The sequence below is a fragment of the Nonomuraea sp. NPDC003560 genome, assembly GCF_042878785.1.
Taxonomy (GTDB): Bacteria; Actinomycetota; Actinomycetes; order Streptosporangiales; family Streptosporangiaceae; genus Nonomuraea.
This window is the reverse complement of record NZ_JBIAOF010000003.1, coordinates 1-20,826: the sequence shown is the minus strand read 5'-3', so window position 1 is coordinate 20,826 and position 20,826 is coordinate 1. Positions and strand designations below refer to the sequence as shown.

Here is a 20,826-nt window from a genome sequence, read left to right as displayed (position 1 = left end):
GCCTGGCACCTACCTGTCAGCCGCCGCCAGCGGCAGCACCCGGTGCGGCACGACGGTCGACAGCGCGATGACGGTGGTGCTCCGGCGCACGCCGGGGATCGTCAGCATCCGGTCGATCACCCGCTGCACGTGCTCGTTGTCGCGGCCCGCGACGCGGCACCAGACGTCGCCAGGACCGGTCACGATGCACGCTTCGAGCAGCTCGGGGATGGACTCCAGGGTTCTGGAGATGTGCTCGCGGGCGGCCTGCTCGACCTCCAGGGTGGTGAACGCCTGCACCGGGTAGCCGAGCGCGGCGGGGGACAGGTTCGGGCCGTAGTCGGTGATCACGCCGTCCGCGGCCATCCGGTCCAGCCTGGCCTGTACGGTCCCCCGCGCCACCCCGAGCAGCCGGGCGATCTCCAGCAGCCCGCTGCGCGGCCGGTCGGCGACCAGGCGCAGGACGCGCAGGTCCAGATCGTCGAGCCCGCGGCGACGTGCCGGCATATTCGCCTCCCAAAAGCCGATTCGGCTGTCAGATCGGCAGCATACGGCGCGCGGTGTTGTCAGACCCGCCGGTCGTGCCGAGACTGCGGATCTTATGGAGCACCAGTTTCCGTTCGTCCCCTACCGGCCCGAACGTTACGACGCCGACGAGATGGTCAAGCGCGGGGAGGAGTTCCACGCGCTGGCCGACCGGCGGCGCAGCGTGCGCTTCTTCAGCGACGAGCCGGTGCCGTACCGGTGCGTCGAGCTGGCCGTGCGGGCGGCCAACACCGCGCCGTCGGGCGCGCACCAGCAGCCGTGGAAGTTCGTGGTGATCGGCGACCCGGAGGTCAAGCGGCGCATCCGCGAGGCCGCCGAGGAGGAGGAACGCCGCAACTACGAGGGCGGCAGGCTGCCGCAGGAGTGGCGCGAGGCGCTGGCCCCGCTGGAGACGACCTCCGACAAGGGCTACCTGGAGGTCGTGCCGTGGCTGGTGGTGTGCTTCGCCGAGAAGTACGGCGTGCGCCCCGGCGGCCGCAAGGTCAAGCACTACTACGTCAACGAGAGCGTGGGCATCGCCTGCGGCCTGTTCATCACCGCCCTGCACGCCATGGGCCTGTCCACGCTCACCCACACCCCCAACCCGATGGCCTTCCTCAGCGAGATCTGCGAACGCCCCGCCAACGAGCGGCCCTACATCCTGTTCCCCGTCGGGTACGCCGCCCCCGACGCCGAGGTGCCTGACCTCGCCAGGAAACCGCTGGACGAGGCCCTGATCCGGTTCGACGGAAAATTGGGCCTTTCCTAGGGCACCCATCGTCTTCACTCTCAGTTCAGGCGCGGGTCAAACCCCCCAGTCCCGCGCGGGCGAGGAGGACGAGGTGAAACGCCGATTACTCATCCTGCTGGCGGTCCTGGGCATGGTCAGCCTGACCGGCATGACCGGCGCCGGGGCCGGCGCGGAACCACCGGCGAACAAGCAGTACCGGGTCTCCGGCCCGGCCGACGCGCGGCAGCGCAGCGCCGTGGCGGCGACGGGCGCCGCCATCGAGGACGTGCAGGCGGACTCGGTGCTGGTCACCGCCACGGGAGCGGAGATCGCGGCCATCAGGCGGCTCGGCTACCGGGTGACGGAGGCCCCGCGCCCGGCGCCGCCGGACGCCGTCGGGACGTTCGACTTCCCGCCATCGGACTCCGGCTACCACAACTACGCCGAGATGACGGCGGAGATCAACACCCTGGTCGCGGCCCATCCGGGGATCATGAGCCAGAGCACGTTCGGCACCTCGTACGAGGGCCGGCCGATGCGCCTGGTCAAGATCAGCGACAACGTGGGCACGGACGAGGCCGAGCCCGAGGTGCTGTTCACCGCCCACCAGCACGCCCGCGAGCACCTCACGGTCGAGATGGCGCTGTACATCATGCACCTGCTGACCGACAACTACGGCACCGACGCCAGGATCACGAACCTGGTCAACACCCGTGAGATCTGGATCATGCCGGACCTCAACCCGGACGGCGGCGAGTACGACATCGCCAGCGGCACCTACCGTTCCTGGCGCAAGAACCGGCAGCCGAACTCCGGCTCCTCGGCGGTCGGCACCGACCTCAACCGCAACTGGGCGTACCAGTGGGGCTGCTGCGGCGGCTCCTCGGGCTCGACCTCCAGCGAGACCTACCGCGGCGCGAGCGCCGAGTCGGCCCCCGAGGTCAAGGCGGCGGCCGACTGGGTGCGCAGCCGGGTCGTCGGCGGCGTGCAGCAGATCAGGACGAACCTCGACTGGCACACCTACAGCGAGCTGGTCCTGTGGCCCTACGGCTACACCTACAACGACACCGCCCCCGGCCTGACCCAGGACGACCGGGACGCCCACGCCACCCTCGGCCAGAACATGGCCGGCACCAACGGCTACACGCCCGAGCAGTCCAGCGACCTCTACATCACCGACGGCACGATCGACGACTGGATGTGGGGCCAGTACAAGATCTTCAGCTTCACGTTCGAGATGTACCCGGTCGGCGCGAGCCCCGGCTTCTACCCGCCGGACGAGCAGATCGTCCCGCAGACCACCCGCAACAAGGAGGCCGTGCTGCGTTTCCTGGAGTACTCCGACTGCGTCTACCGGATCATCGGCAAGGAGTCGCAGTACTGCGGCACCGGCACGCCGCCGGTGACGGTCTGGTCCGACACGTTCGAGACGGCGACCGGCTGGACGGCGAACCCGTCCGGCACCGACACCGCCACCACGGGCGCGTGGGAGCGCGGCGACCCGGAGGCGACCACCTCCTCGGGCGCCAAGCAGCTCGGCACCACGGTCAGCGGCACGAACGACCTGGTGACCGGCCGCCTGGCGGGCGCCGCGGCCGGTGACTACGACCTCGACGGCGGCGTCAGCTCGATCCAGTCGCCGCCGATCACGCTGCCCTCGACGGGCACGCTGAGCCTGTCGCTGTCGTGGTACCTGGCGCACGGCTCCAACGCCTCCAGCGCGGACTACTTCCGGGTCCGCGTGGTCGGCGGCACCACGACCACCGTGTTCCAGCAGGCCGGCGCGGCCACGAACCGCAACGGCGCCTGGGCCGTGGCGACGGCCGACCTGACCGCCTACGCGGGCCAGACGGTCCGCATCCTCATCGACGCGGCCGACGCCTCCGGGGCCTCCCTGGTGGAGGCGGGCGTGGACGACGTCAAGATCACCCAGCAGCCCTGACCCGACCATCGCGCCCCCTCGTCCGGACCCCGGTCCGGGTGAGGGGGCGCTGCCGTTGCCGCCGGCACCCCGCGTTTCGGCACGTCACGGGCCGTCACGTGATTGGGTCTTGTAAGCACAGGGTGTCAAGGCTACGATCGCGACAACTCTTAGGAAACTTTCCTAAAAGAAATCATGGATCGGATGGCCCATGACTCGCTCGCCGCCCGCATGACTCGCTGCTGAGCTGCGGAGACATCCGCCCGAACGACCCCTTCTTCCACGCCCCCGGTGCTGCGGGCGTGCACACCCCCCATCTCTTCCCAGCCGCTGGAGCGGTCACGCGGCCCGGCCGGGCGCACCGGCCCTGACTGCCGCTGCAAGCTCCGCGCGCGCCTGCCTTTCCACCGGCCTGCGCCGACACCCCCCGAAAAGGCCCGTGTCTCACCTCCACGGGCCCGTGCCGTACGGCTTGCGCTCTCACCCCCCGGTGCAAGCCGTACGGCACGCCAGAAGAACGGAAATCGACAGTGAGATTTCGCGCGATCTTCTTAGCGCTCGCGACCCTCGCACTGAGTCTCCTGGCCCTGCCCGCCCACGCCGCCGCCGCCACCGCGACCTTCGTCAAGGTCGCCGACTGGGGGTCCGGCTTCGAGGGCAAGGTCACCGTCGTCAACGGCACCACCGCCCCCCTGGCCTGGAACGTGCAGTTCGACGTGCCGGCCGGGTTCTCCATCCCGTCCGCCTGGGACGCGGTCCTGACCAGGAGCGGCCAGCACTACACGTTCACCGCGCCGAGCTGGGCGGGACCGCTGGCGGCCGGGGCGAGCACGAGCTTCGGCTTCAACGGCGCCCCCGGCAACTTCCCCGGCATCACCGGCTGCACGCTGAACGGCTCCTCCTGCGGCGGCACGACCGTCGAGGTCCCCGGCAAGCCCGGCACGGCCACCGCGACCAGCACCGACACCAGCATCGCCCTGTCCTGGGGCGCCTCCACGGGCACGGTGACCGGCTACCGCGTCTACGAAGGCGGCGCCGTCAAGGCCACCGTCACCGGCACCACGGCGACGATCTCCGGCCTCGGGACCTGCCAGAGCCACACCTACACCGTCAAGGCGTACAACTCGGCGGGCGAGTCGGCCGCCGGCGACGCCGTGACCGCGACCACCACGGGCTGCGGCACCGGCGTGCCCGGCAAGGCCGGTCCGATCACCGTGACCGGCACGTCCCAGACCGGCGCCACGGCCACCTGGCCGGCGGTCGCCGGAGCCACCGGTTACCAGGTCCGGCTCAACGGCTCCCAGGTGGCCACCGTCACCGGCACCTCCTACACCCTCACCGGCCTGACCGCCTGCACCTCGTACTCGCTGACGGTCACCGCGTCGAACGCCGCCGGCGACGGGCCGCCCAGCGACGCCGCGACCTTCACCACCCCGGGCTGCACCACCGACCCGCTGCCCAAGCACTTCCTGACCGGCTACTGGCACAACTTCGTCAACGCCGCGACCGAGCTCAAGCTGTCGGCCGTGCCCAACGAGTACGACGTCGTCGCCGTCGCCTTCGGCGAGGCCACCTCCACCGCGGGCGAGGTCGTCTTCTCGGTCGACCCGGGCCTATCCACCGCGCTCGGCGGCTACACCGACGCCCAGTTCAAGGCCGACGTGCAGGCCCTGCACCAGCGCGGCAAGAAGGTCATCCTGTCGGTCGGCGGCGAGGCCGGCCGCGTGCAGGTCTCCAGCGGCGCGGCCGCCACGAAGTTCGCCGACACGGTGTACGCGCTGATGCAGAGCTACGGCTTCGACGGCGTGGACATCGACCTGGAGAACGGCCTCAACGCCACCTACATGGGCCAGGCCCTGCGGTCGCTGCGCGCGAAGGCCGGCAGCGGACTGATCATCATGATGGCCCCGCAGACCATCGACATGCAGTCGACCGGGATGGAGTACTTCAAGCTCGCCCTGAACATCAAGGACATCCTCACGGTCGTCAACATGCAGTACTACAACTCGGGCTCCATGCTCGGCTGCGACCAGTCCGCGGCGTACTCGCAGGGGACGGTCAACTTCATGACCGCCCTGGCCTGCATCCAGCTGGAGAACGGCCTGCGCCCCGACCAGGTGGCACTGGGCCTGCCGGCCGGGCCCGGCGCCGCGGGCGGCGGCGTCGTCTCGCCCTCCCTCGTCAACCAGGCGCTCGACTGCCTGGCCAAGCGCACCAGTTGCGGATCCTTCGTGCCGCCGCGCGCCTACCCGGACATCCGGGGCGCGATGACCTGGTCCATCAACTGGGACGCCAGCAACAACTGGTCCTTCTCCAAGACCGTCAAGCCGCACCTTCAGGGAATGCCATGAGATTACGTAGCAGACTGATCAGCTCGGTGGCCGGCCTGGCCATCGCCCTCACCGGGGCCGGCCTGGCCACGGGCGTCCCCACCGCCTACGGCGCCGCCGCCCAGCAGCTGGCCGCCGCCTGGGCGCCGTGGACCGCCTACGCCACCGGCGCCGCCGTCACCTACAACGGCGTGGACTACGTGGCCCTCCAGGGTCACACCTCCCAGCCCGGCTGGGAGCCGCCGAACGTGCCCGCGCTGTGGAAGCAGGGCAGCGGCGGAGGCGACCCCACCCCGCCGTCGGTGCCCGGCAACCTGCGCTCGACCACCGTCACCGCCACCAGCGCCGGCCTGGCCTGGGACGCCTCCACCGACAACGTCGGCGTGACCGGCTACAACGTCTACCGCGGCGGCACCCAGGTCGGCACCGCGACCGGCACGACGTACACCGACAACGGGCTGACGGCCTCGACCACCTACAGCTACACCGTCCGGGCCCGCGACGCCGCGGGGAACCTGTCCGGCGTCAGCAACGCGCTCAGCGTGACCACCCCCGGCGGCACCGGCGCGCCCGGCCAGCCCGGCACGGTCACCACGACCGTGACCGACACCAGCATCGCGCTGTCGTGGGGCGCCTCCTCCGGCACGGTGACCGGGTACCGCGTCTACGAGGGCGCGACCCAGAAGGCCGAGGTCACCGGGACCAGCACGACGATCTCCGGGCTGAGCGCCTGCCAGAGCCACACCTACACCGTCAAGGCGTACAACTCGGTGGGCGAGTCGGCCGGGCGTGACGTCTCGGCGACCACGACCGGCTGCCCGACCGGCGGCAAGATGCCCGGCGCCCCCTACCTCTACACCGGCTGGGGCGACCCGCCCTCTCCCACCACGGTGATGAGCGCGACCGGCATCAAGTCGTTCACGATGGCCTTCATCCTGGCCAGCAACGGCTGCAACCCGGCCTGGGACGGGCAGCGCCCGCTGACCGGCGGCCAGGACGCGCAGGCCATCTCGGCCATCAAGGCGGCCGGCGGCAGCGTGCAGGTGTCCTTCGGCGGCTGGCAGGGCAACAAGCTCGGCCCGAACTGCTCCACGCCCGAACTGTTCGCCGGCGCGGTGCAGAAGGTCATCAACGCCGTCGGCCCGGCCGTGGTGGACTTCGACATCGAGAACACCGACGAGTTCGAGAACCTGACCGTCCAGGACCGCATCCTGAACGCCCTCAAGATCGTCAAGGCGGCCAACCCGAACGTCAAGATCGCCGTCACCTTCGGCACCGCGACCACCGGCCCGACCTACTACGGCACCCGCCTGATCAACCGCGCCAAGGAACTGGCGGTGCCGATCGACAACTACACGATCATGCCGTTCGACTTCGGCGGCGGCGCCAACATGTACCAGAACACCGTCAACGCGGCCGAAGGGCTCAAGAACGCCCTGAAGACCGCCCAGGGCTGGACCGACGCCCAGGCGTACGCCCACATGGGCATCTCCGGCATGAACGGCCTGTCCGACCAGCAGGAGCTCACCAACCAGAGCACCTGGACCCAGATCCGCGACTACGCCAACTCCCACGGCCTGACCAGGCTCGCCTTCTGGTCGGTCAACCGCGACCGCCCCTGCCCCGGCGGTGGCGTCGCGGAGAACTGCAGCGGTATCGCCCAGGACAACTGGGAGTTCACCAAGATCACCGCTGGCTTCTGACCCGCTGAGGCGGCCCGCCACCCCCCGGTGGCGGGCCGCACCGGCGCGCGGTCCGCACCCCCCGAAAGGACCCGCATGAGACCCCGCACGAGACTGCGCGGACTGGCGGCCACGGCCCTGGCCGCACTGGGACTCACCGTCCTGCACGCCACCCCGGCCGCCGCCGCGAACATCCTGTCCAACCCCGGCTTCGAGTCCGGCCTGAGCGGCTGGACCTGCCCGGCCGGCGCGCAGGCCGTCACCACCCCCGCGCACGGCGGCACGCAGGCGCTCCAGGCCACCCCGCAGGGCTCCGACCTCGCCCGCTGCCAGCAGACCGTCACGGTCAAGCCCGGCACCGCCTACCAGCTCTCGGCCTGGGCCCAGGGCTCCTACGTCTTCCTCGGCGCGACCGGCGCCGGCGTCAACGCCAGCACGTGGGGCGCCCCCGGCAACCAGTGGGGCCAGCTCAGGACCTCCTTCACCACCGGAGCGGGCACCACCTCCGTGACCGTGTACGTCAGCGGCTGGTACGGCCAGAGCGCCTACACCGCCGACGACGTCGTCCTCGACGGCCCCGGCGGCCCGCCCGACACGCAGGCGCCGACCGTCCCCGGCGGCGTGGCCGTCGGCGGCCCCACCGGCACCTCCCTGACGGTGACCTGGTCGCCCTCCACCGACGACTCCGGCTCGGTGGCCCGCTACGAGGTCTCCAGGGACGACGCCGCCCCCGTCGCCGTCCCCACGACCAGCCACACCGCGACCGGCCTCACCCCCGACACCTCCTACGCCTTCCGCGTGCGGGCCTGCGACGCCGCCGGCAACTGCTCGGCCTACTCGCCCCCGGTCAGCGGCCGCACCACCAAGGACACCGTCCCGCCCGCCGGCGACATCCGGTACGCCCCCTACATCGACATCACGATGACCAGCCCGTCCCTGGTGGGCGCGGCCAACGCGACCGGCGTGAAGAACTACACGCTGGCCTTCGTCCTCGGCGACAGCAGCGGCTGCAACCCGGCCTGGGGCGGCACGATCCCGCTCGCCGACACCCGGATCGTCAACGACGTCAAGGCCCTCCAGGCCCAGGGCGGCCAGGTGGTCGTGGCCAGCGGCGGCGCGGTCGGACCGTACCTGGAGCACGCCTGCGGCACCTCGGCGGCGCTGCTGGCCGCCTACAAGAAGGTGCTCGACACCGTCGGCACCAACCACCTGGACGTCGACGTCGAGGCGAGCATCGACGCGAACAAGGTGAACACCGCGCTCAAGCAGCTCCAGGCCGAGCGCGGCACGGTGATCAGCTACACGCTGCGCGTGCAGGGCCAGGACTACGGCGTGGACCCGTTCTCGCTGCAGATCCTCCAGGACGCCGCCGCCAAGGGCCTCGACGTGATCGTCAACCCGATGCTGATGAACTTCGGCTACACCGGCAACTGGGGCGACGCGATGACCGCCGCCGCCCAGGCCACGCTCGGCCAGATGAAGGGCGTCTGGCCGGCCAGGAGCGACGCCCAGCTCAGGCGCGCGCTCGGCGTCACCCCCATGATCGGCAAGAACGACACCGGCATGACCACCACCCAGGCCGACGCCCGCAAGCTCCTGACCTGGGCCAACAGCAACCACATCGGATTCGTCGGCTTCTGGTCGGCCGCCCGCGACAACGGCGGCTGCCCCAACGGCCAGGTCTCCCCGACCTGCAGCGGGATCTCCCAGTCCAGCTACGAGTTCACGAACATCTTCAAGGGGTTCACCGGATGAGCGGCATCTTCAGGTGGCGCACCGCCGTCGCGGCGGTCGCGCTCGCCCTCGGCACGGCGGGCCTGACCGCCACCCCCGCCCTGGCGGCCAACATCGCCGTCAACCCCGGCTTCGAGGACGGGCTGACCGGCTGGACCTGCAGCGCCTCCGCCGGGGCCGCGGCCGTCACCTCGCCCGTCCACGGCGGGACGAAAGCGCTCAAGGCCACCCCGGCGGGGGCCGACCTCGCCCGCTGCCAGCAGCAGATCAAGGTGCAGCCGTCGTCGTCGTACACGCTGTCGGCCTGGGTGCAGGGCGGCTACGTCTTCCTCGGCGCGACCGGCACCGGCGGCACCGACCCCCAGACGTGGGGCTCGCCCGGCTCGGCCTGGACGCAGCTGCGCACCACGTTCACCACCGGCGCCGCCACCACGTCCGTGACCATCTATCTCAACTCCTGGTACGGCCAGAGCGCCTACCTCGCCGACGACGTCGTCCTGGACGGCGCGCCCGGCGGCGGAGGCGGCGGCGACACCCAGGCTCCCACCGTCCCCGGCAACCTGACCGTGGGCGGCGCGACGAGCAGCTCGCTCACCGCCACCTGGTCGGCCGCCACCGACAACGTCGGCGTGGACCGGTACGAGGTCTCCCGCGACGGCGGCGCCCCGGTCGCGGTGACCGCCACCAGCCACACCGCCACCGGCCTGGCCGCCTCCACCTCCTACCGCTTCAAGGTCCGCGCCTGCGACGCCGCCGGCAACTGCTCGCCCTACACCGCCGAGGCCACCGGCACCACGACCGCCGGCGGCGGCGGGGGAGGCGGCCTGCCCAAGCGCGTCCTGGTCGGCTACCTGCACGCCTCCTTCGCCAACGGCTCCGGCTACATCCGCATGGCCGACGTGCCCGCCGAATGGGACGTCATCAACCTCGCCTTCGGCGAGCCCACCTCGGTCACCTCCGGCGACATCCGCTTCCGCCAGTGCCCGGCCGCCGAGTGCCCGAACGTCGAACCCGAGGCGGACTTCGTCGCCGCCATCAAGGCCAAGCAGGCCCAGGGCAAGAAGGTGCTCATCTCCATCGGCGGCCAGAACGGCCAGGTGCAGCTCACCACCACGGCCGCCAGGGACAAGTTCGTCGAGTCGGTCGCGGCCATCATCGACAGGTACGGCCTGGACGGCCTCGACGTGGACTTCGAGGGCCATTCCCTCTACCTCAACCAGGGCGACACGAACCTGGCCAACCCCACCACGCCCGTCGTCGTCAACCTGATCTCCGCGCTGCGCGCGCTCAAGAGCCGCTACGGCGCCAAGTTCGTGCTCACCATGGCGCCCGAGACGTTCTTCGTGCAGCTCGGCTACCAGTTCTACGGCCCCGGCCCGAACGGCTCGGCCGACAGCAGGGCCGCCTCCTACCTGCCGGTCATCCACGCCCTACGCGACGACCTGACCCTGCTGCACGTGCAGGACTACAACTCCGGCCCGATCACCGGCCTGGACAACCAGTACCACACGATGGGCGGCCACGACTTCCACGTCGCCATGACGGACATGCTGCTGGCCGGCTTCCCGATCATGGGCAACCCGAACAACGTGTTCCCGCCGCTGCGCCAGGACCAGGTGGCCATCGGACTGCCCGCCTCGCCCAACGCGGGCAACGGGTTCACCACCGTCGCCGAGGTCCAGAAGGCGTTCGACTGCCTGGCCAAGGGCAGCAACTGCGGGACCTACAAGCCGCGCGGCGTCTACCCGAACCTGCGCGGCCTGATGACCTGGTCGATCAACTGGGACAGGTACAACGCCTTCGAGTTCTCAAGGAGCCACCGGGCCTACCTCAACGGCCTGTGAACGGCCGGACGAGCTGGGTGGGCTTGAGCGGCACCCCCAACCCCGGCGGACGGTAGGTCGGCAGCGCCTCGCCGTACTCGTGCATCCAGGCGTGGTCGACCATCAGGCGCATGCACCCGTCCGCCGGCGTGCCGTCCGGGTCCGCCCGGGACGTCCGCCCGGCCAGCCGGGCCACCGCCTCGGCCACCAGGCCCGCGTCCGGCGGCGCCAGGTCGCACTGCTCGTCGGGGCCGATGAGCAGGTCGACCTCCGGCGGCAGCGGGTAGATCGGCCGGGGGATGGCCAGCACGCGCGGCGAGGGAGCCATCGGCCACCCGTCGCGCACCGCCTCCAGCAGCACCGACCGCGACGTGCGGCGCGCGAACAGGCCCTCGCACAGGGCCCAGCTCAGCGCGCCCACGTCGGCGCGGTCCTCGCCGCAGGCGTGCAGGCACAGGTACGGCACCAGCGGGATCCCCGCGCCGCCCGCCGGCTGCGCCCACCCGCTGCCGCACCCGGTCAGCACCAGCAGCGCCAGCATCGCCCGGTAGGCGGTGTCGGCGTGCGGCGTCTCCAGCCGGCCCGGCACGATCATGCACCGCCCGCCGGTCTTCTCCGCCGTCACGCCCAGCTCCCGCGCCGTCTTCACGGTCCGCGAGGCGGCCACCCCGGTGTAGATCTCCTGCCAGCCCGGCGTGTACGGCTCCCGGTCCCCGTACCCCTGCGGCCACACCCCCGGCAGCCCGTCCCGGGCCACGCCGTAGGCGGCCAGCAGCAGGTCGAACACCGTGGTCACCAGCTCGCCGCCGTCCCTGACGACCGGCACGCCGCGCCGCAGCACGCCCGGCCCGAAGTCGAAGCGCGGCAGCAGCACCTGCACCGCCTCGCCGCCGTACACGCTGAGCCGGTCGCAGGCCCGGCCGAGCAGCCCGCCCGGCACGTACGCGTCCTCGCGCTCGCGCAGCCGCACCAGGAACGGCAGGTCGGTCCGCTCCATCGCGTGCGCGGCGAACGGCGGCCGGTCCAGGAAGAACTCCTTCAGCAGGACGTGCCCCATCGCCATCGCCAGCGCGCCGTCCGTGCCCGGCCGCACGACCAGCGTCTCGTCCGACAATCGGGTCGGATGGGTGCCGATCGCCACCACCTTCTGGCCCTTGTACCGCCCGGCGATCACCCAGGGCGTGTCCGCCGTCCGGGCCAGCCGGTTGTTCTCCCCCCACAGCAGCACGTACGCCGCCCGCGCCCAGTCCTCGGCCCCCGGCCCCGTGAACCGCGGCCCGAGCACCTGCTCCGACGCGCACGGATGCTCGGTCAGCAGCGCGCCGCCCAGCCCGTCCACCACGCCCGCCAGCGGCGACGTCGCCAGCGCCGCCACCCGGTCCGCGCCGTGCTCCGACGCCGTGTGCACGATCGCCGCCGCCGCCAGCTCGGCCGCCGTGGCGTCGTCCAGCGGGACGCGCCGCTCCCCGCGCCGCGCCTGGTAGACCTGAGAGTTGCCTGTGAGTTTCGCCCAGGCCGCGACCGGGTCACGGACCCCGTCCCTCACCTCGAAATAGAGCCTGACCAGTGCCTGGTTGACCTGCGATCCCCCCATGGAAAAAGTTCAACACAGACAGTCATGTTCTATCGCGTTACGTGTCCGCATGTCGGGGATAAGAATTGGAAGCCCAGGTGGCGGCACTCAGATTGTTACGGCAGGCTAGGGGCCGCCATGGATTACGCAGTTCTCACGGGGGTCGTCCTCGTCACCGGTGTCGTCCTCGCCCTCGTCGCGCAGTGGCGCGACTGGCGTCCGCCCCTCTACGTCGCCGTGCTCGTCGGCATCGCCGTCCGCGTGCTGATCATGTACACCTCCGCGATCGACTCATGGCAACCCGTCGACTTCATGGAGAGCTTCAAGCCCGCCGGCGAGGCGGTGCTGCAGGGCAAGGACCCGGTGCTGGCCAGCGAGGGCGGCTGGCACTTCCTGCCGACCATCCCCTACGTCTACGGCATCCTGCTGTGGCTCGGCATCCCGTGGGAGTACGCCGGCCGCCTGGTCACCGTCGTCGCCGACATCGTGCTGATCCCGCTGGTCGGCAAGCTGGCCGGCGGCCCCAAGGCGTCCCTGCGCGCCCTCCAGTACGCGTTCAACCCGCTGGCCGTGCTCATCGCCAGCGTCCACGGCCAGGTCGAGCCGGTCGCGCTCGTGTTCGGCGTGGCCGCGTTCGTGGTGGCCCGAGGGCCCGGCGCACCCGACCGTCCCGGCGTGGCCATCGACGCCGCCGGCCTCGCCGCCGCGGTGCGCCGCCCTGTCGCCATGCTGCGCCGCGCCCTCATGCCCGGCTCCGACGACCGCGCCGACCTGCGGCGCGCCATGCTGGCCGGGCTGCTCATGGGCCTCGCGCTGTGCGCCAAGAGCTGGCCGATCTGGCTGATCCCCGGCATGCTGCTGCTCCTGCCCCACCTGCGGGCCAGGATCGCCGCGCTCGTCATGACCGGCATCGTCCCGGTGTTCTTCCTGCTCACCTCGCCGATCTTCGCGGGCACCACGCTCGACGAGATCCCGGCCGTCATCCGTACTATCCAGGACATCCGTCCGATCGTCGGCGAATGGGGTTACACCCCGTGGTTCACCGGCGGTGACTGGGCCCTGATGCCGGGGCTGGCCTCGTTCGGCACGAAGCTCATCTACGTCAGCGTCGTCGGCGTCCTGCTGCTGTGGCGGCGGGCCGACCCGATCGACCTGACCACGGCCATCCTGCTGATCTTCATGGTCATGACGCCCCGCCTCGGCGCCCAGTACCTGCTGTGGTTCATGCCGTTCCTGGTGGCCAGGCCGACCAGGTGGGCCTGGCCGGCCATCATCGGCACCTCCTTCTGGGCCGCCTTCGGCTACCTGTACATGACGCAGTTCAGCGTCAACGACTGGTGGTACCTCCACCGCGACTGGTCACGGGCCTCCATCGTGCTGCTGCCGGTGCTGCTGCTGGCGATGCCCTGGGCCCGTCGCGTGTCGACGGCCCAGGACAGAGTCGCCGCCGTCCCGCCGAAGGTCGCCTCAACGGCGCTCTAGCCGTCGCCACAGGCTCACCCACTGGTCCGGGTGCACGTGCCCCACGACGGCGTCGCGGGGCACGCCCGCCTCGCCGAGCGCCGCGTCCACCCCCTGGTAGCGCGGGCGCAGGGAGGCGCGCACCGAGCCGCCGACCCCGCCGAAGCCCAGCTCGACCAGCTCCAGGTAGCTCCCGCGGTCGCTCACCAGCGGTTCGGGCCGCCGTCGCACGCGCAGGATCGCCGAGTCGACCGACGGCACGGGACGGAAGCTCTCCCTGCCGATCGTGTCGCCGAGCCGCCAGTCGAACCACGGCCACGACGACACCGTGACCAGGCTCCACCGGCCGTAGTCGCCGGTGCGCTTGCGCGCGTACTCCCGCTGGGTGAGCAGCGTCGCCGAGGTCAGCTCCCGCGCCCGCAGGCACCAGTCGACGATCCTCGACGTGATCGAGTACGGGATGTTGCCCACGACCGCGAACGGCTCACGCGGCGCCCGCGCGGCCGTGAAGTCAGCCCTGACCACCTCGATCCGCGGATCGTCGCGCGTACGCGAGGCCAGCCGCCCGGCGAGCCGGGGATCGAGCTCGTAGCCGATCACCCGCGCACCGGCCTCGGCCAGCGCCAGCGTGAGCGCCCCCGGCCCGGAGCCGGGTTCGAGCACCAGCCCCTCCGGCGCCGCCGCCTTGATCATCAGCTCCACGGCATGCCGGTCGGCCAGGAAGTTCTGCGAGAGCTCACGCCTGAGCCGGTCGGCGGGCGTGCGACCGCCGCCGCCGCCGTTCCTGACGTTCTTCTGGGTGTGTGAATAGTTTCCGTGCGCGAAGTTCTGCGCCACAGCACTGCCCTTTCGGGTCCTTGAGACGAACAGGTCTCGAAGGGCCCTGGGCGCGCCGGCGGACGCGCGGTGTCAGCCGTCCGCTAGCGGGCCAGAGCCCGGCCGCGGCGGATGCGGATGAACACGGTGCAGAACATGGAACACATGGCGCCGACAGTAGGCCGGGCGGCGCCACCAGGGCAAACGATTAAATGTGATGCGCGGGCACGCCCGGTTCGTCACCCTTGGACGCATGCAGGCAACGGTCACCGTCACTCCGGCGCAGCTTCCGGAGGTGCTGCTGCACGTCGCCGTGGTCCGCCCGGTCTTCCTGTGGGGCGCGCCCGGCATCGGCAAGAGCTCGCTGGTGCGCGAGTTCGCCGGCTCACTCGGCCTCGACTGCGTGACCCTGCTCGGCACCCAGCTCGCCCCCGAGGACCTGATCGGCGTGCCCGAGCTGGTCGGCGGGCGCAGCCGGTTCGCGCCGCCGGAGTCCATCGCCCGCGACGAGCCCTACTGCCTGTTCCTCGACGAGCTCAACGCCTCCGCGCCCGAGGTGCAGAAGGCGTTCTACTCGCTGATCCTCGACCGCCGCATCGGCACGTACGAGCTGCCCGCCGGCTCGGTCGTGATCGGCGCCGGCAACCGGGCCACCGACAACGCGCTGGCCCGCCCGATGGCCTCGGCCCTGATCAACCGCCTGGTCCACGTGCACCTGCGCGCCTCGGCCGACGACTGGCTGAAGTGGGCGGCGTCCAGCGGCATCCACCCCTGGATCGTCGACTACCTCGTCCAGCGCCCCGACCACCTGTGGAGCCCGCCGCCCAAGACCGAGGAGCCGTTCTCCTCCCCGCGCGCCTGGCACATGCTCTCCGACGTGCTCACGTCCTACGGTGACGACGTCGGCGACGAGACCCTCGCGATGCTCGCCTTCGGCACCCTCACCACCGCCCACGCCTCCGCCTTCCGCGCCTACGTCAGGACCGTCCGGCACGCCTACGACCTCGACGCCGTGCTCAAGGGCGAGGCGCCCTGGCCGCGCCGCCCCGAGGAGCGCGACCTGCTCTACTTCCTGGCCGAGACCTTCCGCGCCCGCCTGATCAAGGAGCTGCCCGCCGACAAGCGCGGCGCCTCGGCCCGCGGCCGCGACCTCGGCTTCCGCGCCAAGACACTGCTCGTCGAGCTGGCCGAGATCTCCCTCGAATGCGCCCAGCTCGTCATCGCCAACGACGCCGACGGCGCGCCCGCGCTGCCCACCTGGTTCCTCGTCGAGATCGGCAGGGACGTGCCCCGGCTCATGGCGGCCCGCTCGTGAGCCGCCGCAAGCCCAAGGCCGACCCCTGGCGGGCCGAGGTCATGAACGGCTGGGCCGCCGTCAACCGCCACCCGCTGTTCGCCGGCCTGCACGGCACCCTGCTGGAGGCGGCCGACGGCCGGCTGCCGCCCGAGACGTGGGCCGTCGTCAGCCAGGACGGCGACGTCACCTTCCACCCCAAGCGCCGCGCCCCCGCCGAGGAGTGGGCATGGGTCTTCGCCCACCTGCTGCTCCACCTGGGCTTCGGCCACGCCGACCCGCGCGCCTGCGCCCCCAAGGACGTCGACGGCGACCTGCCCGACCCCGCCTACCACGCGGCCTGCTGCCTGGCGGTCGACCGTTTCCTGCGCACCGTCAAGATCGGACACTGCCCCGCGCCGCTGCCCGCCGAGCTGCCCGAGGAGGACGAGGTGACGCTCTCCGAACGGTGGCGCAGGACCGGCGTCCCGCCCCCGTTCCAGCCGCTCGGCCCGGCCGACTTCCACATCGGCACCGAGCAGGACGCCGCACACTTCGACTTCCAGCGCGGCTTCGCGATCGGCGTAGCCTGGTCCGCCACGTCCGCGCTCGACCGGGCCGGCGCGCCGCGCACCCCCGCCGAAGGCCACGTCAAGGGCCCCTGGGACGGCGCCCTGCGCTGGTTCATGTCGTCGTACCCGCTGCTCGGCGCGCTGGCCGCGGGCATGAAGATCGTCGCGGACGCCGAGCTGGCCAGGGCCTGGGACATCTCGATCGCCGCCGTCAGCGCCGAGGCGGCCGAGATCTACGTCAACCCGCTGGCCACGCACACCGAGCACGAATGGCGTTTCGTGCTCGCCCACGAGATGCTGCACGCCGCCCTGCGGCACGGCGAACGAGCCGGCATGCGCGACCCGTACCTGTGGAACGTCGCCTGCGACTACGTGATCAACGGCTGGCTGGTCGAGATGGGCGTCGGCGAGATGCCCGAAGGGCTGCTGTTCGACCAGTCGCTCAGCGGGCTGTCCGCCGAGGCCGTCTACGACCAGATCGCCGGCGACCTGCGACGCATGCGCAAGCTGGCCACCCTGCGCGGCCGGGGCATGGGCGACGTTCTCGACCGCCCGGCACGCCAGGCCCGCGGCTACGTCGACCTCGACGACTACTACCGCAACGCCCTGTGCACCGGCCTGGCCTACCACCACTCCAGCGGACGCGGCCTGCTGCCCGCCGGGCTCGAACAGGAGATCCGCGCGCTCGAACAGCCGCCCCTGCCCTGGGACGCCCAGCTCGCCCGCTGGTTCGACGAGCACTTCCGGCCCGAGGAGTCGCGCCGCTCGTACGCCCGCGCCTCCCGCCGCCAGGCCGCCAGCCCCGGCATCCCCCGTCCCGGCCGGATACGGCCCGAGGAGGTCGTCCGCAGGAAGACGTTCGGCGTCGTCCTCGACACCTCCGGCTCCATGGACGTCAAGCTGCTCGGCAAGGCACTCGGCGCCATCGCCTCCTACGCCGCCGCCCGCGACGTGCCCCGGGCCAGGGTCGTCTTCTGCGACGCCACCGCCTACGACGCCGGCTACCTGCCGGTCGAGGAGATCGCCGGCCGGGTCAGGGTGCGCGGCCGCGGCGGCACGATCCTCCAGCCCGGCGTCAAGCTGCTCGAACGCGCCGACGACTTCCCGCCCGACGGCCCCATCCTGCTGATCACCGACGGGCAGTGCGACGTGCTGCGCATCCGCCGCGAGCACGCCTTCCTGGTGCCCCAGGGCGCGCCGCTGCCCTTCCGGCCGCGCGGCCCGGTCTTCTTCATGAAGTGACCCGCCGACGCGTCCGATTCCGACAAGACCCGTCCGCGCCCCCGCCGGTACCGTCGCAGGACACGGCTCTCTCCACGGAAGCGGACACGGAAGCGGACATGCAAGCGGACATGGACACACTCGACCGAGCGGCACAGTTCCTGCGACTCCACGGCAGGCTCATCGACAGACTGAGATTCGAGGCCCTGTTCGCGGGCGGCTCCCGCGCCCGCGTCCTCGACGCCCTGCGCTGCTACCAGAACGCCGACGGCGGCTTCGGCAACGCCCTGGAGCCCGACCTGCGCGGCGCCGGCAGCCAGCCGCAACCGGTCGAGGTCGCCTTCTGGATCCTCGACGAGCTCGACGCCTTCGACTCGCCGATGGTCGCCGCCGCCTGCGACTACCTGGCGGGCATCACGGCCGCCGGGGGCGGGGTGCCGTTCGTGCTGCCGTCCGTCCGCGACACGCCGCGCGCGCCCTGGTGGCAGGCCCCGGACGACCCGCCCGGCGACCTCAACCCCACCGCCGCGCTCGCCGGGCTGCTGCACAAGCACGGCGTCACCCACCCCTGGCTCGGGCCCGCCACCGACTTCTGCTGGTCGCGCATCGCCCGGCTCACGCGGACCACTCCGTACGAGGCCCGCGCCCTGCTCGTGTTCCTCGAACACGTCCCCGACCGGGAGCGCGCGGCCGCCGAGTTCGACCGGCTGCGCGAGGCCGTCCTGGCCACGGTCACCTTCGACCCGCACGCCGAAGGCGCGGTCCACCACCCCCTCGACTTCGCGCCCACACCGTCGGCCCTGCCCCTCTTCGACGCCGCCACCCTCGACCCCCACCTGGACGCCATGGCCGCCGCCCAGTCCCCGGAAGGCGGCTGGCACCCGAACTGGAACACCTGGACCCCGTTGGTCGCCCACGAATGGGCGGGCTACCTGACCGTGGCACGCCTGCGGACCCTGCGCGCGTACGGCCGCCTGCCCGCCTGAACGGATTCTGTCGGCGGGGTCGCGTACGTTGGAGGCATGTACGCGGAACGGCACCCGGGCGACGCTCTCTCCAGCCGTGTCGCCTGCGTGTGGCAGCAGGTCAGCGAGGGCGACACCACGCAGCTCGTGGTGCCCGACGCCTGTCTCGACCTCGTCTGGGGGCCCGGCGGCCTCTTCGTGGCCGGCCCCGACACCGGCCCGGTGCCCACCCCGATGGCGGCGGGCGACGCCTACGTCGGCATCCGCTTCAAGCCCGGCGCGGCTGGGGCCGTCTTCGGCGTCCCGGTCCGCGAGCTGCGCGACCGCCGCGTCCCGCTCGCCGCCCTGCCCCCCCTCCCCGTCGCGTCCCCGCTGCTGTCCGACGCGGCCCCCGCGCCCGACCCGGCGGCGCGGCTCGCGGCCATGCGCGCCGCCGTCCTGACCCGCCTGCGCGAAACCCCCGCCCCCGACCCGGCCGCGCCCGCCATCGCCGGGGCGCTGCGCATGGGCCGCAGCGTGCGCGACGTCGCCTGGGCCATCGGCCTCAGCGAACGCCAGCTCCACCGCCGCAGCCTCGCCTCCTTCGGCTACTCGCCCAAGACCCTCCAGCGCGTCGTCCGCTTCCAGCGCGCGCTCACCCTGGCCCGCGCGGGCGTGCCGGCGGCGGAGGCGGCGGTCCGCGCCGGCTACGCCGACCAGGCCCACCTGTCCCACGACGTGAAACGGCTGAGCGGCGTCCCGCTGGGCCGCCTGCTCTCACCCGTCCGGCATCTTCCCTGACACCAGCGCCTGCACCCACTTCGCGCTCGGGTCGCTGTCGATCAGCACCGCCCGCGCCAGCAGGCTGAGCGGGATCGCCAGGATCGCGCCGAGCGGCCCCAGCATGAACGTCCACACGATCAGCGACAGGAACGTCATCGTGGTCGAGAGCCCCACCGCGTCCCCCAGGAACTTCGGCATGATGAACGACTGCGTGACCACGTTGATGACGATGTAGGCCACGACGACCAGCACCATCGTCTTGACGCCGCCGTGCAGGAGCGCCAGCAGGGCGGGCGGCAGCAGCCCGATGACGAACCCGATGTTCGGGATGTAGTTGGCGATCAACGCCAGCACCCCCCACAACAGCGGCAACGGCACGTCCAGCAACGACAGCACGATGACGTCGAGAACCGCGTCGATCAGCCCGAAGACCGTCGAGACGATGAGGTACCGCCGCGTCTTGTGCGCGAACGTCGCCAGCGCCGTCACCAGCTGCGGCCGGTTCCCCTCGCCGGTGGTGAGGATCCGCGCCGTCACCGGCGCGTCGAGGCACATCGCCAGCAACAGCACCACGATCAGGAACAGGCTCGACAACACGCCGATCAGGCTCCCGAGCAGGCTCTGCGCCAGCCCCAGCATCCGGCCGGGATCGATCGCCTGCACCGCCTTGGCCAGCACGTCGTTGCCCAGACCGTGGGTGCCGGCCCAGTGTTGCGACGCCGCCAGCAGCTCCTCGAACTGTTTGGCGTACGTCGGCAGCAGCGAGGCGAGCTGGGTGACGGAGATCGTCAGGATCCCCACCATGCCGAGCAGCACCAGCACCACGATCAGGAACGGCACCGCCACCTGCACCCATATGGGCGCCCGCCGCGCCGTCAGCCAACTGCGCACCGGCGCCACGGCGATGACCAGCACGAGCGCCAGCACGACGGGCCCGACGATGGAATTGATCTCGCGCAGCCCGAACAGAGCGATCACCGCGCCGGCGATGCCCACCAGGAGGATGAGTGCTCTCGGCACGGATTGGTCTCGCACGCCGGAATACCTACCCACCATGTCTTCCCGACGCGTGGCGGGTCGCCGATTTGACGGTTCTGGGGACCGTACATAGAGTTCACCAGTCCCACGAGGAAGGCGTTGATCGCCGACCTCACTCGGGGGCCACCTCCAGACACTGCCACTCCGGCGGACGTCCGCGTCCAACGGAAGGTCGATTCGACAAGAGTCAGGCTTGGGAGTAAGTTAGAGGGGTTGTCCCGGAAGCGGGGCGCGACTTAATTCCAGCAGGTCGAGCAAGTCCGGTCAATTTGACAGAGACTTGAACGGCTGAAAGAATTAAGACACAACGAAAGAACGCAAGACGAAATGAACGCCTCCGAGCGGGGATCCGGGAACGGGTTCTGGTGAGGAAGTACGCGTCCGTTTCTTGAGAACTCAACAGTGTGTTAAAAGCCAGTGC

General features: G+C 71.6%; 15 protein-coding genes. 11 read left to right on the top strand and 4 right to left on the bottom strand.

The features are described 5' to 3' along the window. Positions 1 to 9: 9 nt before the first annotated feature. The gene (locus tag ACFYUV_RS10930) at positions 10 to 486 is read right to left on the bottom strand and encodes an Lrp/AsnC family transcriptional regulator (protein WP_387667542.1); all 477 of its coding nucleotides are present in this window, start codon (positions 484 to 486) and stop codon (positions 10 to 12) included. Between the two features lie 94 nt (positions 487 to 580). Between ACFYUV_RS10930 and ACFYUV_RS10925 the strand changes: the two genes are divergently transcribed. From ACFYUV_RS10925 to ACFYUV_RS10900, 6 genes are all read left to right on the top strand, one after another. After that, positions 581 to 1,273 carry a nitroreductase family protein gene (locus tag ACFYUV_RS10925; protein WP_387667539.1) on the top strand — a complete coding sequence of 231 codons (693 nt, stop codon included), beginning with the start codon at positions 581 to 583 and terminating at the stop codon, positions 1,271 to 1,273. Between the two features lie 73 nt (positions 1,274 to 1,346). Further along, entirely contained in the window at positions 1,347 to 3,176 is a 1,830-nt protein-coding gene (locus ACFYUV_RS10920) for a M14 family zinc carboxypeptidase (protein ID WP_387667537.1), read from the top strand. Between the two features lie 509 nt (positions 3,177 to 3,685). Then, entirely contained in the window at positions 3,686 to 5,506 is a 1,821-nt protein-coding gene (locus ACFYUV_RS10915; protein WP_387667534.1) for a cellulose binding domain-containing protein, read from the top strand. Further along, positions 5,503 to 7,188 carry a fibronectin type III domain-containing protein gene (locus ACFYUV_RS10910; RefSeq protein ID WP_387667531.1) on the top strand — a complete coding sequence of 562 codons (1,686 nt, stop codon included), beginning with the start codon at positions 5,503 to 5,505 and terminating at the stop codon, positions 7,186 to 7,188. Before ACFYUV_RS10915 ends, ACFYUV_RS10910 begins: the two co-directional genes overlap by 4 nt. A gap of 75 nt (positions 7,189 to 7,263) precedes the next feature. Next, a complete protein-coding gene (locus ACFYUV_RS10905) occupies positions 7,264 to 8,922 on the top strand; it encodes a carbohydrate binding domain-containing protein (protein ID WP_387667528.1) in 1,659 nt (552 codons plus the stop codon). Further along, positions 8,919 to 10,745, top strand: a complete 1,827-nt coding sequence (locus tag ACFYUV_RS10900) for a chitinase (RefSeq protein WP_387667526.1) — start codon at positions 8,919 to 8,921, stop codon at positions 10,743 to 10,745. The genes ACFYUV_RS10905 and ACFYUV_RS10900 overlap by 4 nt, the downstream gene beginning before the upstream one ends. Here ACFYUV_RS10900 and ACFYUV_RS10895 read toward each other — a convergent pair. Then, complete coding sequence (locus ACFYUV_RS10895) at positions 10,732 to 12,318, bottom strand: molybdopterin-dependent oxidoreductase (RefSeq protein ID WP_387667523.1); 1,587 nt, start codon at positions 12,316 to 12,318, stop codon at positions 10,732 to 10,734. The two genes, ACFYUV_RS10900 and ACFYUV_RS10895, sit on opposite strands and share 14 nt — an antisense overlap. A 117-nt stretch (positions 12,319 to 12,435) precedes the next feature. Between ACFYUV_RS10895 and ACFYUV_RS10890 the strand changes: the two genes are divergently transcribed. Next, on the top strand, positions 12,436 to 13,779 hold the full coding sequence (locus ACFYUV_RS10890) for a hypothetical protein (protein ID WP_387667521.1): 1,344 nt from the start codon (positions 12,436 to 12,438) through the stop codon (positions 13,777 to 13,779). Here the strand turns inward: ACFYUV_RS10890 and erm are convergent. Beyond that, positions 13,765 to 14,451 (bottom strand): 23S ribosomal RNA methyltransferase Erm, encoded by a 687-nt coding sequence (erm, locus tag ACFYUV_RS10885; RefSeq protein ID WP_387669261.1) that lies wholly within the window; start codon positions 14,449 to 14,451, stop codon positions 13,765 to 13,767. The genes ACFYUV_RS10890 and erm overlap by 15 nt on opposite strands. 376 nt (positions 14,452 to 14,827) lie before the next feature. Here erm and ACFYUV_RS10880 point away from each other — a divergent pair, with 376 nt between their 5' ends. The 4 genes from ACFYUV_RS10880 to ACFYUV_RS10865 all read left to right on the top strand — a co-directional run bounded on the left by ACFYUV_RS10880 (position 14,828) and on the right by ACFYUV_RS10865 (position 19,385). Then, complete coding sequence (locus tag ACFYUV_RS10880) at positions 14,828 to 15,889, top strand: MoxR family ATPase (RefSeq protein WP_358283877.1); 1,062 nt, start codon at positions 14,828 to 14,830, stop codon at positions 15,887 to 15,889. Then, positions 15,886 to 17,661, top strand: coding sequence for a hypothetical protein (locus ACFYUV_RS10875; protein WP_387667518.1), 1,776 nt, complete (start codon positions 15,886 to 15,888; stop codon positions 17,659 to 17,661). Before ACFYUV_RS10880 ends, ACFYUV_RS10875 begins: the two co-directional genes overlap by 4 nt. A 110-nt stretch (positions 17,662 to 17,771) precedes the next feature. Next, a complete protein-coding gene (locus ACFYUV_RS10870) occupies positions 17,772 to 18,626 on the top strand; it encodes a hypothetical protein (RefSeq protein WP_387667516.1) in 855 nt (284 codons plus the stop codon). 36 nt (positions 18,627 to 18,662) lie between these two features. Further along, entirely contained in the window at positions 18,663 to 19,385 is a 723-nt protein-coding gene (locus tag ACFYUV_RS10865) for a DUF6597 domain-containing transcriptional factor (RefSeq protein ID WP_387667514.1), read from the top strand. On the opposite strand, the gene ACFYUV_RS10860 is transcribed toward ACFYUV_RS10865, so the two are convergent. After that, positions 19,362 to 20,402, bottom strand: coding sequence for an AI-2E family transporter (locus ACFYUV_RS10860; RefSeq protein WP_387667511.1), 1,041 nt, complete (start codon positions 20,400 to 20,402; stop codon positions 19,362 to 19,364). The two genes, ACFYUV_RS10865 and ACFYUV_RS10860, sit on opposite strands and share 24 nt — an antisense overlap. Between the last annotated feature and the right edge of the window lie 424 nt (positions 20,403 to 20,826).